The sequence below is a fragment of the Hoeflea sp. EC-HK425 genome (assembly GCF_902498795.1).
Classification (GTDB): domain Bacteria; phylum Pseudomonadota; class Alphaproteobacteria; order Rhizobiales; family Rhizobiaceae; genus Hoeflea; species Hoeflea alexandrii.
Map to the genome: position 1 here is coordinate 2,537,023 of NZ_LR701572.1, position 16,318 is coordinate 2,553,340.

Below are 16,318 nucleotides of genomic sequence, written 5' to 3' on the forward strand. Positions count from 1 at the left end.
GGCGCCATGGCAGGCAACTTCACGCTTGTGGCATTTGCCACGCTCGTCCTGTTGATGGTGGCAGGATTTGCGCCTGTGGCGGAGGCGATCGAACCGGTCAAGATCAGCCGTGATGACACCGCGCTCGACCTTACGGCCACAACCGAAATCTACAAGCAGCGCGGCGAAGCCTTCCAGGTGTCGACCGCGGCCGGAGCGGACGGCATTGTCCGCCGGATCGAGGTCCGTTCAAGCTCCACGGAACATTCCGGTGACTGGGCGGTTTTCGCACTCGCCAATGTGACCGACGAGCAGATCGACCGGCTGATCGTCGCGCCCCATTTCCGGCTGGTGGGATCGGGGCTTCTGTGGCCGGACCTCGGGTCGACGCGGATTCTCAGTATTACTCCGAGCGAGGGTTTCGCGCTAGACCAGGTGGAAAGCAGCGAGGACGATGTCTTCCGGATCACCCTGAACCCGGGCACCGTCATCACCTTCGTGGCGGAACTCGCCGCGCCCGACCTGCCGCAAATCTACCTGTGGGAACCCGAGGCCTACAAGGATACGGTCAACGCCTACACGCTGTACCGGGGTATCGTTCTGGGGATTGCAGGTCTGCTGGCGGTGTTCCTGACCATCCTGTTCGTGGTCAAGGGCACCTCGATGCTTCCAGCAACGGCGGCGCTGGCCTGGGCGGTGCTGGCTTATGTCTCGGTGGATTTCGGCTTTCTCTCCAAGCTCATCAGCGTCACACCCGGCGATGAGCGGATCTGGCGGTCGGGCACGGAAGTGCTGCTGGCCACCGGGCTGGTGGTGTTCCTGTTCACCTATCTCAACCTCAACCGGTGGCACACCAATCTCTCCTATGTGACGGTTGCCTGGATCCTCGGGCTGGGCGCACTGTTCGCGGTGGCGATCTATGACCCGCCGGTGGCGTCGGGGATCGCCCGCATCTCTTTCGCCGCAACCGCCGTGGCCGGCGTGGCCCTGATCGCCTATCTCGGTTTCAACCGCTATGACAGGGCGGTGATGCTGATCCCCACCTGGGCACTAATATTGTGCTGGCTTTTCGGCGCCTGGATGACGGTGACGGGCCAGCTCGCCAACGACATCGTGCAGCCGGCGCTCGGCGGCGGCCTGGTGCTGATCGTGCTGCTGATGGGTTTCACGGTGATGCAGCACGCCTTTGCGGGCGGTGCCTATCACCAGGGGCTGTTCTCGGACATGGAACGGCAAGCCATGGCGCTGGCGGGATCGGGCGACACGGTCTGGGACTGGGACGTGGTGCGCGACCGGGTGGTCACTTCACCGGATCTTTCGCCGCAACTGGGGCTTTCCCCGGGAGCGCTCGCAGGGCCTGCGCGCAACTGGTTGCCGCGCATCCATGCGGATGACCGCGACCGGTTCCGCACCACGCTCGATGTGCTGCTCGAACACCGCAAGGGCCGGCTCAATCACCAGTTCCGGATGCGCGCCGAGGACGGCCATTACCACTGGATGGCGCTGAGGGCCCGGCCGGTGCTCGGCTCCAACAGCGAGGTGATCCGCTGCGTCGGGACCATCATCGATGTCACCGAACAGAAAACCTCGGAAGACCGGCTGCTGCACAACGCGGTTCACGACAACCTGACCGGCCTGCCCAACCGGCAGCTGTTCCTTGACCGGCTGCAAAGCATGATCAGCCTGGCCGAATCCACCCCGAATGTGCGGCCAAGTGTCTTCATGATCGATCTCGACCGCTTCAAGCAGGTCAATGATCGGCTCGGCATGTCGGTTGGCGATACCATCCTGCTGGCGCTGACGCGGCGGCTGAAACGGCTGCTCAAGCCACAGGACACACTGGCGCGGATTTCCGGCGACCAGTTCGGGCTGGTACTGGTCTCCGAGCAGGAAGCGGTCAAGGTCGCGGCCCTCGCCGAGGCGATCTCCAAGGCCATTTCCGCACCGATCGATTTCGCCGGACAGGATATCAGGCTGACCGCTTCGATCGGCCTGGTGACATGGGTGGAAAACAATGCCGTTCCCGACGACCTGATGAAGGATGCGGAACTGGCCATGTACCAGGCCAAGCGTTTCGGCGGCAACCGGATCGAACCGTTCCGTCCGGCATTCCGAACTGTCGGATCCGACCGGCAGCGGCTGGAAAGCGACCTGCGGCGGGCGCTGGAACGCAATGAACTGACCCTGGTCTACCAGCCGATCGTCGAGCTGAAGGATGCGGAAATCGCCGGCTTCGAAGCGCTGCTGCGATGGGAAGACCCGAAACGCGGCACGGTGCCGCCGTCGGAGTTCATTCCGGTGGCCGAGGCATCCGACCTGATCCTCGAACTCGGCATGTATTCGCTCAAGAAGGCGGCTGAAGACCTCGCCCAATGGCAAATGGCCATCGGCGATATACCGGTCTTCATGTCGGTCAACCTGTCGAGCGCGCAGTTGCTCAAGAGCGACCTGTGCAATGACGTGATCAAGATCATCTCGGCGACACAGAATGACCCGAAGCACTTCCGGCTCGAACTGACCGAGACGCTGGTGATGCACAATCCGCAGCAGGCGCTGATGACGCTGTCGCGGCTCGCCGATGTCGGCATTGGCCTGACGCTTGACGATTTCGGCACGGGGCACTCGTCGCTGTCCTACCTGACGCGGTTCCCGTTCAAGACCATCAAGATCGACAAGTCGCTGGTTGTCGACCCCTCGGACAAGGGCGGTGTGCTGATCCGCTCCATCGTCAACCTCGCCAAGCAACTCGAGATGCAGGTGGTTGCCGAGGGCGTGGCTTCAGAGACTGACGCGATGAAGCTCTCGGAAATCGGGTGTGATTACGGGCAGAGTTTCCTGTTCGGTCCGCCGATCGGTTCGGACTCCGTTCAGAAACTGCTCAGGGAACGCTTCCCGGTAAGCCGGCCCAACTGAGACGGGCTGCTTACAGGTGCTCTGCAACCCAGCAAAGCCTGAGGCGTAACGAGCGTCAGGCGTGACCGGCCTGATTGGACAACATGGCCGGCTGGATGCCCATAGAAGCCAGCACCCGGTCATATTTTCCCGAATGGTCCTTGTCGAAGACGATATCATCACGCCCAGGGCAGCTCAGCCAGGTGTTGGCGGCAATTTCCTCTTCGAGTTGCCCCGGCGCCCAGCCGGCATAACCCAAAAGCATGATGCCGCGTTTCGGGCCGCGTCCCTGCTTGATGGCGCGAAGAATATCGACGGTCGCGGTGAGGCACAGATCATCATTCACCGGCATGGTGGATTCGCCCATGTAATCGTCAGTGTGCAGCACGAAACCTCGCCCTGCTTCGACCGGCCCTCCGATCTGAATGGGAAAATCCATTGCACTATCGCTGACCTCCCCGGAAGCCACCGGCTCCTCGCCCCGCGGTTCGGGGCTGGCAAGATCAAGATTGGCGAGCAGTTCATGGAACTGCAGCGGCTGCGGCCGGTTGAGAATGAAGCCCATGGCGCCATCGGCGGAGTGAGCGCAAACAAAGATCACCGTGCGCTCGAAGCGCTCGTCGTTCATCCCCGGCATGGCGATCAGGAAATGCCCGTCGAGGCATCCGCGGCTGCCACGGGACAGCTGTTTTTCGATCCCTATCATGGCTCAAGCCTAGCAAGTTTCAGCATTTTGGAAAGACCTACCTTGTCATGATGTCCATTCCGTCAGGCTTGCTTCCGCGGTCACGGAAAAATGAGCCGGGACTGCCGCATATTGATTGGATTCCGTCTCCCCGGCTCCGCTATGGTGCGGCCATGTCGATATTCCGCTTGAGATCACCTGTCCGCTCCATGCTGCCTGCCCTCCTGGGTCTGGCGGTCGGCCTTGGCGTTGGCATTGCCCCGGTCTGGTCGCTTGACAGTGCATGGGCCGAGACCGAGGGCGGGCGCATGCGTCTGGTGATCGATCCGGCACCGCGCGACGATGGCTTGATTGGCGGTTTCCTGGACGTGGATCTGCAACCCGGCTGGAAGACCTACTGGCGCGACCCGGGTGGTGCCGGCATTCCCCCGATGATCGACTTTTCGCAAAGCCGGGGCGTTGCGTTTGAGGCCATGCACTATCCGCCACCCGAGCGCGTCGATGACGGCTACGCGATCTGGGCCGGATACACCGCACCTGTGCGGTTTCCCCTGACCTTCAGCCGGACCGCATCGGGCGGTGCTCAAATCCACGCATCCGCCTTTATCGGCATTTGCGAAAAGATCTGCGTTCCGTTCCAGGCCGAACTGGTCGTTGACATTCCCGGGGAAACCGTGGGCCATGATGCCGCCGCACAGGCTGTGGATGCGGCGTTCGCGCGCCTTCCGGAAACCGCCGGCCCGGATTTCAGCGTCGAAACGGCACAGCTGGAGACCAATGCGACACAGCTTACCATTTCGGCGAAATTGCCCGCCTTCCGCCCGTCCGGGATTACCCCGGAACTGTTTGTCACCGGGCCGGAGGGCTTTGCCTTCGCTCCGCCAGAACTTATCCGCGATGAGGGCAGCAGGATAGAGTGGTCGGTTCGGGTCGAACCGCCATCCAAGAGTAGGTTGGACACGGCCACCCTGCCCCTCGACGTCGTCGTCACTCTGGGTCAACGTGCACTTGGGCAATCCATTTCCGCGGTTCCGGCTCCCGGGAATTGAGGACCATCCACATTTTCTCGATGCTTGAGACTCGAAATCCGGACGGTATTGCCTAAATTGCAAACGACATCAACGGCACACAAGGGAGCGCCGACGTGACGATAGCTATTGGGGACAAATTGCCTGAAGCCACCTTCAAGGAAAAGACCGCAGACGGCATGGCGGAAACCAAGGTCAGCGACCTTTTTGCCGGAAAAAAGGTGGTTCTGTTCGCGGTGCCAGGCGCGTTTACACCGACCTGCCACCTCAACCACCTGCCGGGCTACATCGAAAACCGCGACGCCATCCTGGCCAAGGGCGTCGACGAAATCGCCGTCGTCTCCGTCAATGACGCCTTTGTCATGGGTGCTTGGGAGAAGGCCACCAACGGCACCGGCAAGCTGCGCTACCTGTCTGACTGGGACGCGGGCTTCACCAAGTCGATCGGCATGGAAGCCGACCTGTCGGCCGGCACGCTCGGCATCCGCTCGAAGCGCTATTCGATGATTGTCGAGGACGGCACCGTCACCGCGCTCAATATCGAGGATGCGCCTGGACAAGCCGTGGCCTCGGGCGCCGCAGCGCTTCTCGACCAGCTCTGATCTGAACGAAAATTCGGACTTGCAGACGGCGTCCTAACGGGACGCCGTTTTGCTTTTGAAGGGTGCCATGCCTTCGCGCGCCAGCTCATCGGCGCGTTCATTCTCGGGATGCCCGGCATGGCCCTTGACCCAGTGCCACTTGACCTTGTGGCGCTGATTGGCCTGATCAAGCGCCTGCCACAGCTCGGCGTTCTTCACCGGCTTCTTGTCGGCGGTCTTCCAGCCATTCTTCTTCCAGCCGAAAATCCACTTCGAGATGCCATCCATGACATACTTGCTGTCGGTGTGGAGATCGACCTCGCAGGCGCTCTTCAATGCATTGAGCGCGGTGATCGCAGCCAGCAGCTCCATTCGGTTGTTGGTGGTTTCGGCTTCGCCGCCCGACATTTCCTTGACCGTGGTGCCGTGGCGCAGGATGGCGCCCCAGCCGCCCGGACCGGGATTGCCCGAGCAGGCGCCGTCGGTGAAAATTTCCACGTGCTTCAACTTATGAGATCCCTGGTGCGAAGGCCGTATTCCGAGCTTGAGCCGATCTGGCGATGGAAGCGCAGCTTGCGCAGATATTCGAGCGGATCCTTCTTGACCACCAGTGCGCCTTCGGGCGTGGTCAGCCAGTCGTGCAGGCGGGTGAGGAAGAACCGCAGGGCCGCACCGCGGGCCAGTAGCGGCAAGGCCTCTGCCTCGTTGCCCTCCAGCGGCCGCACGGAGACATAGCCGTCGATCAGCGCCATGCCCTTGGTGTGGTTAAAGGCCCCGTCTGCTTCAAAGCACCAGGCGTTGAGGCAGATGGCAACGTCGTAGGCGAGATAATCGTTGCAGGCGAAATAGAAGTCGATCAGGCCCGACAGCCGGTCTTCGATGAAGAACACATTGTCGGGGAACAGGTCGGCATGGATCACGCCCTCGGGCAGATCTGCGGGCCAACTCTTTTCCAGCTCCGCCAGTTCGAGATCGATCTCCTCGCGCAAGCCGGGCTGGACCTCGTCGGCGCGTTCGCGCGAGCCGTCCCACAGGGGCCGCCAGTTGGCCACTGTCAGCCCGTTGGCGCGGCGGATCGGAAAATCACTACCGGCGACGTGCATGGCCGCCAGCGCCCTGCCGACCTCGCGGCAATGAGCGGCCTGCGGCTTGCGCAGCCAGGCGCCGTCAAGGAACGAGACCATCGCCGCCGGACGACCGGCCAGTTCTCCCAGATGTCCGCCGTCCTTCCGTTCGATGGGCAGCGGGCAGCTCAGGCCCTTGAGGGCGAGGTGATCCATCAGCCCCAGAAAAAACGGCAGATCGTCAAGGTTGACCCGCTTCTCGTAGAGCGTGAGGATGAAAGTGCCGCCGCTGGTGCGCAGCAGGAAATTGGAGTTCTCCACCCCTTCGGCAATGCCCTTGTAGGACAAAAGTGTGCCGACATCATACTCCGCGAGAAAAGCCCTGAGCTGATCCTCGTTTACATCGGTATAGACAGCCATCCTCAGCGCGCTCCGTTGACAAACGCCATGTCGGCGGCGGTGAGTTCGACATCGCGAAGTTCACGGTTGACCAGGAAGTTTTCCGTTTCCTGGACCGTCTCGGCGAGCTCGATTGTGGCGTCGAAGCGGGACTTGAAGGCGTCGATGATCTCGGCGACCACCACCTCGGGCGCGGAGGCTCCTGCGGAAAGCCCGAGCAGCCGGATGTCGCCGATGGCATCCCAGTCGATCTCGTGAGCACGCTGCAAGAGGATGGACTTCTTCGCCCCGGCCTTCAGCGCCACCTCGACCAACCGCTTCGAATTGGACGAATTGGGCGCACCGACAACCACGAACAGGTCGCAGCCGGGGGCAGCCTGCTTGACCGCATCCTGGCGGTTGGTGGTGGCGTAGCAGATCGATTCCGCCGCCGGCGCGGTGATCTCCGGGAAGCGCTGATTGAGCCGCTCGATCACGTCGGCAGTGTCATCCACCGACAGGGTCGTCTGCGTGACGAAGCCAAGGGCGGCGGGATCGGCGGGATCGAAGGCGTCGACATCCGCCACGGTCTCGACGAGAGTCACTGCCCCGGGGGGCAGTTGCCCCATGGTGCCGATGACCTCGGGATGGCCCTTGTGGCCGATGAGCACAACATGCCGGCCGAGCCGCTCATGGCGCATTGCCTGCTTGTGCACCTTGGAGACCAGCGGACAGGTGGCATCGAGATAGAACAGGTTGCGGGCTTCCGCGTCGGCGGGCACCGACTTGGCAACGCCGTGGGCCGAAAAGATCACCGGCTGGGCATGATGCTCCTGCGGGATCTCGTCGAGTTCCTCGACGAAGACCGCGCCAAGCGCCTCGAGCCCCTCGACCACGAACCGGTTGTGGACGATCTCATGGCGGACATAGACCGGCGCGCCGTATTTCTTCAGCGCCAGAACCACGATCTGGATGGCGCGGTCAACACCGGCGCAAAATCCGCGGGGTCCGCACAGCCTTATTGTCAGGGGAGATCGGTTCATTGGCTCATCAACAGTTACGGTCATCACGCTACCAGCCGGCAATCACAACAACAATCAGGGCGATCGCGGCCGGAAGGGCCTGGATCACGAAAATCTTGCGCGATGCGGTTGCTCCACCATACAGACCGGCGACCAGAACGCAGCCAAGGAAAAACAGCTTGAGCTGGAAGGCAAAGCCGGCGTCGGGATGGAGCAGCGACCAGATCAGACCGGCTGCGAGGAACCCGTTGTAGAGCCCCTGATTGGCAGCCATCACCCTGGTCTGGGCGGCCTGCTCGGGTCGGGTGCCAAACGCCTTCATGCCGCGCGGCGAGGTCCAGAGAAACATCTCGAGGACGAGTATGTAGATATGCTCGAGCGCGATCAGCGCCACCAGGATGATTGCAAGGATTGCCACCGGAGATTCCTACCCCTGTTGATCTGCGATACCGGGCTAGCATGCCTGTAGGGTGCCACGCCAGCCGCGATCAGGATTTTCGTTTCAGCCAGCCAAACAAGGCGACGCCCAGCAGGGCAAGCGCCAGCCCATACCAGGTGATGGCATATTGCAGGTGGCTGTTGGGCAGATTGATGACCGTCACGCCACCTCTGGGCAACCCGCCTTCGACCGGGGTGGCGTCCGCGTCGAGGAAGAACGGCAGCACCTTCTCGGTTTGCAGGCCAGCAGAAGCGGCCATCCTGTCGAGGTCTTTCCAGTAGAAGATGTTGCCCGGCTCATCGTTGTCGGGAACCATGAAGGAGGGCTTTTCATCGAGCCTTGCGCGAGCGAGCCCGGTGATCGTCTGCTCCCCCTCGATCAGGCTCTGCGGCCGTGTCGAAGGCTCCTTGCGGTCATAAGGCACAAAACCGCGATTGACGAAGAGCAGGCGGCCGTCCGCCAGTTCAAGCGGCGTGTAGACATAGTAACCGGACTGCCCTTCGAATGTTGCAAAGAAGTGGCGTTCCTTGTCATTGAGGAATCGACCGGACGCGCGAGCTGCCTGATAATCGATCGGCTCGCCGGCGGCGAGCGATGCCTCGATCACTTGGAGGCCGACAGGTTCGGCGGTGCTGCGCTGTTCGATTGCCGCCAGCAGGTCCTCTTTCCAGTAGAGGCGCTGGACCTGCCAGGTGCCGAGGGCGATCAGGACAGCCAGGGCACCCGGCAGGAGCACCATTCCGGCCCAGAATTTCCAGGTGCGGCCAGAGGAGGCACCATGGTCTTGGGTTTCAGCCACGGTCGATCTGCCCCTCGGCTGCCTTGTTGCGGAACTGCAGCGCGATCATCAGGCCCTTGAGAGCGCGAAGCAGCACCAGCGAGAGGATGGTCGACAGCGGGATCCACATGATCAGATGCACCCACAGGGCCGGGCTGTAATTGACCTCAAGCCAGAGGGCGAGACCAACCACGATAAAGCCGATGATGAGAATGACAAAAACGGCGGGGCCATCGCCTGCATCGGCAAAGGAATTGTCAAGCCCGCAGACACCGCATTCCGGCTTGACGCTGAGCAGGCCGTTGAACAAGGCCCCTTCCCCGCAACGCGGACACCGTCCGCGCAAGCCTACAGACACCGCGTCGACTGGAGGATAATGCGCCTGGTCATCTGACATGGTCTGTTTTCCTTTCTCATCGGGGCCTCGCCCCGGACTCAAACGCAAGAGGCGGCAGGTCTCCCCGCCGCCCCTTTCTACAAGAAGTCGAGTGCGTTCTAGTGGTGGTAAATCGGCGCACCCCAGGATGCCCAGACGTAGATCGCAAAGAACAGGAACAGCCAGACGACATCAACGAAGTGCCAGTACCAGGCTGCAGCTTCGAAGCCGAAATGCTGTTTCGGTGTGAAATGCCCCCGCATCGCACGGATCAGGCAGACCAGCAGGAAGATGGTTCCGACCAGGACGTGGAAACCGTGGAAGCCGGTGGCCATGTAGAAGGTGGCGCCGTAGATCGAATCCTTGAAGTCGAACGGAGCAACCGAATATTCGTAGGCCTGTACGCCGGAGAAGATCATGCCGAGCACGATGGTCAGGGTCAGACCGTAGATCAGGCCCTTGCGGTCGCCGTGCAGCAGCGCGTGGTGCGCCCAGGTGACGGTGGTTCCAGACAGAAGCAGGATGATGGTGTTGTAGAGCGGCAGGTGCAGCGGATCGAGCACCTCGATGCCGGCCGGCGGCCACTGGCCACCGGTGAAGGCGGCGCGGGCAACCTGTGCGGCTTCATCGGGGAACAGGCTTGCATCGAAGAAGGCCCAGAACCAGGCGACGAAGAACATCACTTCAGACGCGATGAACATGATCATGCCATAGCGAAGATGCAGGCCGACCACGCGGGTGTGATGCCCCTCGTGTGCTTCCTTGATGGTCGCGCCCCACCAGCCGATCATGGTGTAGAGAACGATGGCAAAGCCAACAAGGAAGAGGACCGGGTTGGTGATCGGAAGGCCGAGCAATGATTCGGCGCCGCGCATTCCCTGCATCCAGCCGATGCCGCCGAGCGCCATGACGAGCGCGCCGATCGACCCGACCAGAGGCCACGGGCTCGGGTCGATGATGTGATAGTCGTGATGTTTTTGATGTGCGTCGGCCATGTCAGCTTTTCCCCGATGGTCATCATTCCTGTGCCGGACCACCCGTCCGGCGCAGTGTTGGTCTTACAAGGTGTTCCTGTCTTGCACCGGCTCCGCCACCGCTGCAACGGGTTTTTCCGATGCATGAGCGAAGAAAGTGTAAGAGAGCGTGATTGTGGAAATGTCCTTGGCGTCAAGGTCGTCGACAATCGCCGGATCGACGAAGAAGACGACGGGCATGTCTATTGTCTCGCCAGGCTTCAATTCGCTTTCGGTAAAGCAGAAACACTGGATCTTGTTGAAGTAGGCACCAGCCGCCATCGGCGTGACGTTGAAGGTCGCTTGGCCGGTGGTGGCCACGTCGGACGTGTTCATGGCCGTATAGGACACCTGAACGGTTTCGCCGATCCTGAGCTCAACTTCCCGCTGCACCGGCTTGAAGTACCAGGGCAGACCGCCCGCGACATTCGAATCGAAGCGCACCTTGATGGTACGATCGAGAACCGTGTCGGACATCTGCTCGACCCGCTGCGTGGTGCCACCATAACCGGTCACCTGGCAAAACAGCTGATAGAGCGGCACGGCAGCGTAGCTGACGCCGATCATCGAGGCTACAAACGCCGAACAGGCCACGACAACGCGCTTGTTGGCTCGCGTCTTGGTTACTTCATTCGGGTCGCTGCTCATCGTTTCCTCCTCACATCGCCCGGTCGAAGATGCCTGGGCCGATCTTGATGATGGTCACCACGTAAAACAGGACAGCCAGGACAGCCAGCGCAATGCCAAGCGCGACGGACCTTGAGCGCCGTGCCTTCTTCTGCTGTTCGGTCAGTTCGACTTTTTCCATGATCACGCCACCAGACCGAAGAACTTGGTCACCAGCGCATCAACCAGGAGCGCGGTGAAGATCGCGAACAGGTACAGCAGCGAATAGCCGAAGAGCTTCTTGGCAGGGATCATTTTCTTGTCGCCGTCGGGCATGCGCCAGACCTGGATCGAATACCAGATAAAGCCAGCGCCCAGCACTGCGGCGATGGCACCGTAAACCAGCCCGGCAAACCCCATGACTGACGGGACTATGCCGCTGAGAGCGGTCAGCACCGCATAGAGGACAATCTGGTTCTTGGTGGTGCGTTCACCGGCGACGTTTGGGAGCATGGGAACTCCTGCCCGGCCATAATCCTCGGACTTGAACAGCGCCAGGGCCCAGAAATGGGCAGGCGTCCACAAAAAGATGATCGCGAACAGCGCGATGCTTTCAAGCGAGATCGAATTGGTCACGCAGGCCCAGCCGATAATCGGCGGGAAGGCACCGGCGGCACCGCCGATAACGATGTTCTGCGGCGTCAGCCGCTTGAGCCACATCGTGTAGACGACAGCGTAAAAGAAAATCGTGAACGCCAGCAGCCCGGCCGACAACCAGTTGACCATCAGGCCCAGTGTGGCGACCGAAAACACCGACAGGAACAGGCCGAAAGCCAATGTGGTCTCGGCAGAAATACGGCCGGCGGGAATGGGACGCTTGGCGGTCCGGCCCATCATCTGGTCGATATCGGCATCGTACCACATGTTGAGTGCGCCTGATGCGCCACCGCCGACGGCAATCGCAAGGATCGCGAGGAAGCCGATCACAGGATGGATCTGGCCGGGCGCCATCAGCAGGCCGACCAGTGCCGTGAAGACAACCAGCGACATGACACGCGGCTTGAGCAGCGCGAAGAAGTCGCGCGCATCGCCATCGTGAATGGCCACCGATGCGGGATCGGTCAGAGCTTCATGTTCGTTGGTCATTGCCATGGGCAATTTGCCTTTCCCTGTTTCCCCGAGGTCCGGGGACCGGACATGTCTTCCGTCCGGTTGCAAACTCAGACCGCCGGCTGGCCCGGCGGTCTGTTTCTCATACCGGCTGCGCAGGCGCTTACTTGATGCGCGGCAGCTGTTCCCACTGGTGGTATGGCGGCGGCGAAGTCAGCTGCCATTCGAGCGTGGTCGCACCCTCGCCCCAGGGATTGTCACCGGCGATGCGCTTCTTGGCGAAGGCTTCCCAGACGCCCCAGAGGAAGATCAGCACGCCCACGCCCGAGATGTAGGAACCGTAGGACGAGATGGCGTTCCAGCCGGCAAAGGCATCCGGATAGTCGATGTAACGACGCGGCATGCCGGCAAGACCGAGGAAGTGCTGCGGGAAGAACACCAAGTTGACGCCGACAAAGGTGACCCAGAAGTGGATGCGGGCAACCGTCGGGTTGTACATGTAGCCGGTCATCTTCGGGAACCAGTAGTACCAGCCGGCGAAGATGGCGAACACGGCACCCAGCGACAGAACGTAGTGGAAGTGAGCAACCACGTAGTAAGTGTCGTGCATGGCGCGGTCGAGACCGGCATTGGCGAGCTGCACGCCCGTCACACCGCCAACGGTGAACAGGAAGATGAACCCGATCGCCCAGAGCATCGGGGTGCGGAAGGTGATCGAACCACCCCACATCGTCGCGATCCAGGAGAAGATCTTCACGCCTGTCGGAACCGCGATCACCATGGTGGCGAAGACGAAGTAACGCTGCGTGTTGAGCGACAGGCCAACCGTGTACATGTGGTGAGCCCAGACGATGAAGCCGACGGCACCGATCGCGACCATGGCATAGGCCATCCCGAGATAACCGAACACCGGCTTGCGCGAGAAGGTCGAGATGATGTGGCTGATGATGCCGAAGGCCGGCAGGATCAGGATGTAGACTTCCGGGTGACCGAAGAACCAGAACAGGTGCTGGAACAGGATCGGGTCGCCGCCGCCTTCGGGCGCAAAGAACGCGGTGCCGAAGTTACGGTCGGTCAGAAGCATGGTGATGCCACCAGCCAGAACCGGAAGCGACAGGAGCAGCAGGAATGCGGTGATCAGCACCGACCAGGCAAACAGCGGCATCTTGTGCAGGGTCATGCCCGGCGCGCGCATGTTGAAGATGGTGGTGATGAAGTTGATCGCACCCAGGATCGAGGAGGCGCCAGCCACGTGCAGCGACAAGATGGCGAAGTCCATGGCTGGACCAGGCTGTCCGCTGGTGGAAAGCGGCGGGTAAATTGTCCAGCCACCACCGGTGCCGTAGGCGCCCGCGGGACCTTCGACGAACATCGAAAGGAGCAGCAGGATAAAGGCCGGCGGAAGAAGCCAGAACGAGATGTTGTTCATCCGCGGGAACGCCATGTCCGGCGCGCCGATCATGATCGGAACCATCCAGTTGGCAAAACCGCCGATCAGGGCCGGCATGACCATGAAGAAGATCATGATCAGGCCATGGGCGGTGGTGAACACGTTGTACATGTGCTTGCCACCGTCAATGGCGGAGTCACCCTCGAAGCCATAGACCATGGCGGCCAGGCCGTGGAAGATCTGAATACCGGGCTCTTGCAGTTCCATGCGCATGGCAATGGAAAGCGCGCCACCGATGATGCCCGCGATGATCGCGAAGATCAGGTAGAGCGTCCCGATATCCTTGTGGTTGGTGGAGTACATCCAGCGACGCACAAAACCTTGCGGCTTGTGATCGTGATCGTCGTGAGCGACAGTTGAACCGGCCATTGGTCTCAGTCCCCTCTCTTAATTCTGATCATTGGCGGCAACATCGACCGACTTCGCGTCGGCTTCGATGGCTGCAACAAGGTTGCGATTGGCGGCTTCGACATCGTCGGCGGCAGCGGTCAGCCATGCATCGAACTGATCCTGGGAAACGACGCGGATCGCGATCGGCATGTAGGCGTGGTCCTTGCCGCAAAGCTCGGAACACTGGCCGTAATAGAGACCTTCTGCCTCGGCCTTGAACCAGGTCTCGTTCAGACGGCCCGGAACGGCATCCATCTTGACGCCAAATGCCGGCATGGCGAAGGCGTGAAGAACGTCCGCGGCGGTCACCAAGAGACGGACCGTCTTGCCGACGGGAACCACGAACTCGTTGTCCACAGCCAGGAGACGGGGATAGGCAGCAACGTCTTCCTTGCCATAATCGGCGCGGTCACTTTCCTGCAGCATCAGCGAGTCGAAGGAAACTTCGCCTTCGGTCTGATACTCGTAACCCCAATACCACTGATATCCGGTGGCCTTGACCGTGTAATCGGCTTCCGGCGGAGAATACTGCGCGGTCAGCAGGTTAAAGGAGGGAATGGCGATCGCCAGAAGGATGACCACCGGACCCAGCGTCCAGATCACCTCGATCAGCGAATTGTGGCTGGTCTTGGAAGGAGTCGGGTTGGCTCCGGCGCGGAACTTCACCATTGCATAGACCAGAAGGGCCAGCACAAAGAGTGTGATCGGCACGATGAACCAGAGTGTGTAGGTCTCGAAGCCGCGGATCTGGGCCATGATTTCAGTGGCGGCGGGCTGGAAGCCCAACTGCCAGTCAACTGGCTGCGCTGCCAAAGCGGGGCTCGCGCCCAATGAAACCAGCGCGGCAAGCCCTGCAGAAAGCTTGTTGGTCACGTTATGTCTCCCTCGAGTATCGTGCCGCCTGCGTGACCAGACGGAATCCCTCAATTAGATTGGCGCTTCAAACCACAGAATGACATCGCCCGCAACTGTCGTCACCTGCTGATCATGCGGCATTTTTGCGCGGCGCCGCGCGAAACCATCGGAATGGGCCCACAAATACTATTCAGGCCACATTTTTTGCAACAATTGGTGCTGCAGCGGCATGGCATCGGGAAACACCAGACCGGCCAGTGTCTGATTTTGACGCACCCAAGTTGCCGCAAAGCCGCATTTTTGCCGTACAAAACGACTGAGAGTGACGACGAAGGGTTTCAATTTGGCCTCGCCCATTTACAAAATGAGCGATGATTCGGCCGTTCCATGGAGTTGAAATGGCATTTGCACCAAAATCGAACCGTGTTTTCAGGGCTGCATTCACCGGCCTGATACTTGCCGGAGGCCTGGGTCTTGCCACACAGGCGGACGCCCAGCAGGCCGGCAAGGTCAAATCCTCCCACGGGGCATGGTCGGTTGTCTGCGACACTCCTGCCGGCGCGCCCGGCGAGCAATGCGCTCTGATGCAGAACGTCATCGCCGACGACAGGCCGGAGGTCGGCCTGTCTGTGGTGGTGCTGAAGACCGCCGACCAGCAGGCCCGCATCCTGCGCGTTCTGGCGCCGCTTGGCGTGCTGTTGCCGTCCGGACTGGGCCTCAATGTTGATGGCAAGGATATCGGCAGGGCCTATTTCGTCCGCTGCTTTTCCGATGGCTGCTACGCCGAGGTCATTCTCGACGAAACGCTGCTGACCACCTTGCGCGGCGGCACCACGGCCACCTTCATCGTCTTCCAGACGCCGGAAGAGGGCATCGGCATTCCGGTCGACCTGGCAGGTTTCACCGACGGATACGCCGCGCTGCCGTAAGACAGCCCCCCGGGAAAGCGTTGCCTTAAACCGGATAGCGTTCAGCCATGACCGCGAGCGACCGGGCCAGGATACGCTCGAGCACGGCCATGTCGATGGCGTCGAGCTTCTTAAGATAAAGACAGGACTTGCCGGTCCTGTGCGGGCCGAGGCGGTCGAGTTCCTGCTCAAGGCCACCGAAGCCGGACATCACATAGACCACCAGGTCCCGGCTTCTCGACGCAAATCCGCAGCGAAAGAACTCGCCCTGGCGGCCTGACGCATAGCTGTACCGATACGTGCCATAGCCGAACATGGCCGGTCCCCACATGACCGGGGGCGAACCGGAAAGGCGGCGCAACAGCGCGTCGAGTGTTTCCACATCAAACCGGCGATTGCCGTCCGTGATCTCCGCCATGACCCGGTTGGGGTCGAGCGACGTGGGCTGGGTCTTGTTCTCAGCCATTGTCGTGGTCCTGCGTCAGATAAAACCGCAGCGGCTTGTCCTTCGTGCGCGCAAGACTGCCCTTTGCCTCAAGATCGAGCTGCACACATTTGATCCACCAGCCGGAGGTGGCTCCGCCGGGGAAAAGGGTCTGCGGCAGGAGCGGTTTTACGCCTTGCTTGATAGTCGTATAATCTACAGCCTCCGCCTGGCGGCTCAAAACCGCCACCATGGCATCGCGCATGGCAACATATTTCTCTCTGTTCACCCGCTCGGATTTGCCCGGGTGATTGACATTCTCGACTGTGATTTTGTCCAC

Annotated in this window: 20 protein-coding genes; 4 read left to right on the top strand and 16 right to left on the bottom strand. The window is 61.1% G+C overall.

Annotated elements, in window-relative coordinates; translation table 11 throughout:
• Positions 1-6: 6 nt before the first annotated feature.
• Entirely contained in the window at positions 7-2,892 is a 2,886-nt protein-coding gene (locus tag SPHINGO391_RS15045; RefSeq protein WP_152009590.1) for an EAL domain-containing protein, read from the top strand.
• Positions 2,893-2,947: 55 nt separating this feature from the next.
• Here SPHINGO391_RS15045 and SPHINGO391_RS15050 read toward each other — a convergent pair whose 3' ends face one another.
• Positions 2,948-3,577 (bottom strand): YqgE/AlgH family protein, encoded by a 630-nt coding sequence (locus SPHINGO391_RS15050; RefSeq protein ID WP_152009591.1) that lies wholly within the window; start codon positions 3,575-3,577, stop codon positions 2,948-2,950.
• A gap of 188 nt (positions 3,578-3,765) precedes the next feature.
• Between SPHINGO391_RS15050 and SPHINGO391_RS15055 the strand changes: the two genes are divergently transcribed.
• Positions 3,766-4,605, top strand: a complete 840-nt coding sequence (locus SPHINGO391_RS15055; protein WP_193217302.1) for a protein-disulfide reductase DsbD domain-containing protein — start codon at positions 3,766-3,768, stop codon at positions 4,603-4,605.
• 95 nt (positions 4,606-4,700) lie between these two features.
• The gene (locus SPHINGO391_RS15060) at positions 4,701-5,186 is read left to right on the top strand and encodes a peroxiredoxin (protein ID WP_152009593.1); all 486 of its coding nucleotides are present in this window, start codon (positions 4,701-4,703) and stop codon (positions 5,184-5,186) included.
• Positions 5,187-5,219: 33 nt separating this feature from the next.
• Here the strand turns inward: SPHINGO391_RS15060 and rnhA are convergent, their stop codons facing one another.
• The 13 genes from rnhA to SPHINGO391_RS15125 all read right to left on the bottom strand — a co-directional run bounded on the left by rnhA (position 5,220) and on the right by SPHINGO391_RS15125 (position 14,988).
• Positions 5,220-5,672 carry a ribonuclease HI gene (rnhA, locus tag SPHINGO391_RS15065; RefSeq protein WP_152009594.1) on the bottom strand — a complete coding sequence of 151 codons (453 nt, stop codon included), beginning with the start codon at positions 5,670-5,672 and terminating at the stop codon, positions 5,220-5,222.
• Positions 5,669-6,649, bottom strand: coding sequence for a homoserine kinase (locus SPHINGO391_RS15070; RefSeq protein ID WP_152009595.1), 981 nt, complete (start codon positions 6,647-6,649; stop codon positions 5,669-5,671). Before SPHINGO391_RS15070 ends, rnhA begins: the two co-directional genes overlap by 4 nt.
• A 2-nt stretch (positions 6,650-6,651) precedes the next feature.
• A complete protein-coding gene (gene ispH / locus SPHINGO391_RS15075; protein ID WP_152009596.1) occupies positions 6,652-7,650 on the bottom strand; it encodes a 4-hydroxy-3-methylbut-2-enyl diphosphate reductase in 999 nt (332 codons plus the stop codon).
• Positions 7,651-7,678: 28 nt separating this feature from the next.
• The gene (locus SPHINGO391_RS15080) at positions 7,679-8,047 is read right to left on the bottom strand and encodes a DUF1304 domain-containing protein (protein ID WP_152009597.1); all 369 of its coding nucleotides are present in this window, start codon (positions 8,045-8,047) and stop codon (positions 7,679-7,681) included.
• Positions 8,048-8,117: 70 nt separating this feature from the next.
• Positions 8,118-8,807 carry an SURF1 family protein gene (locus SPHINGO391_RS15085; protein WP_152011583.1) on the bottom strand — a complete coding sequence of 230 codons (690 nt, stop codon included), beginning with the start codon at positions 8,805-8,807 and terminating at the stop codon, positions 8,118-8,120.
• Positions 8,808-8,859: 52 nt separating this feature from the next.
• Complete coding sequence (locus tag SPHINGO391_RS15090) at positions 8,860-9,243, bottom strand: DUF983 domain-containing protein (RefSeq protein WP_152009598.1); 384 nt, start codon at positions 9,241-9,243, stop codon at positions 8,860-8,862.
• Between the two features lie 98 nt (positions 9,244-9,341).
• Positions 9,342-10,217 (bottom strand): cytochrome c oxidase subunit 3, encoded by an 876-nt coding sequence (locus tag SPHINGO391_RS15095; RefSeq protein ID WP_152009599.1) that lies wholly within the window; start codon positions 10,215-10,217, stop codon positions 9,342-9,344.
• Between the two features lie 63 nt (positions 10,218-10,280).
• Positions 10,281-10,883, bottom strand: a complete 603-nt coding sequence (locus SPHINGO391_RS15100) for a cytochrome c oxidase assembly protein (protein ID WP_152009600.1) — start codon at positions 10,881-10,883, stop codon at positions 10,281-10,283.
• Between the two features lie 10 nt (positions 10,884-10,893).
• Positions 10,894-11,043 (bottom strand): hypothetical protein, encoded by a 150-nt coding sequence (locus SPHINGO391_RS15105; RefSeq protein WP_193217303.1) that lies wholly within the window; start codon positions 11,041-11,043, stop codon positions 10,894-10,896.
• A gap of 2 nt (positions 11,044-11,045) precedes the next feature.
• Positions 11,046-11,987, bottom strand: coding sequence for a heme o synthase (locus SPHINGO391_RS15110; protein WP_244615434.1), 942 nt, complete (start codon positions 11,985-11,987; stop codon positions 11,046-11,048).
• Between the two features lie 127 nt (positions 11,988-12,114).
• Positions 12,115-13,770 (bottom strand): cytochrome c oxidase subunit I, encoded by a 1,656-nt coding sequence (gene ctaD, locus SPHINGO391_RS15115; protein WP_152009602.1) that lies wholly within the window; start codon positions 13,768-13,770, stop codon positions 12,115-12,117.
• A gap of 18 nt (positions 13,771-13,788) precedes the next feature.
• Positions 13,789-14,664, bottom strand: a complete 876-nt coding sequence (coxB, locus tag SPHINGO391_RS15120) for a cytochrome c oxidase subunit II (RefSeq protein WP_152009603.1) — start codon at positions 14,662-14,664, stop codon at positions 13,789-13,791.
• A 168-nt stretch (positions 14,665-14,832) separates the two neighbouring features.
• Positions 14,833-14,988: a hypothetical protein gene (locus SPHINGO391_RS15125; RefSeq protein ID WP_193217304.1), complete on the bottom strand. Its 156-nt coding sequence runs from the start codon at positions 14,986-14,988 to the stop codon at positions 14,833-14,835.
• A 56-nt stretch (positions 14,989-15,044) separates the two neighbouring features.
• On the opposite strand from SPHINGO391_RS15125, the gene SPHINGO391_RS15130 reads away from it, so the two are divergent.
• A complete protein-coding gene (locus SPHINGO391_RS15130; protein ID WP_152009604.1) occupies positions 15,045-15,575 on the top strand; it encodes an invasion associated locus B family protein in 531 nt (176 codons plus the stop codon).
• Between the two features lie 25 nt (positions 15,576-15,600).
• On the opposite strand, the gene SPHINGO391_RS15135 is transcribed toward SPHINGO391_RS15130, so the two are convergent.
• Positions 15,601-16,020, bottom strand: coding sequence for a DUF1801 domain-containing protein (locus SPHINGO391_RS15135; protein WP_152009605.1), 420 nt, complete (start codon positions 16,018-16,020; stop codon positions 15,601-15,603).
• Positions 16,013-16,318 (bottom strand): hypothetical protein, encoded by a 306-nt coding sequence (locus SPHINGO391_RS15140; RefSeq protein ID WP_152009606.1) that lies wholly within the window; start codon positions 16,316-16,318, stop codon positions 16,013-16,015. The genes SPHINGO391_RS15135 and SPHINGO391_RS15140 overlap by 8 nt, the downstream gene beginning before the upstream one ends.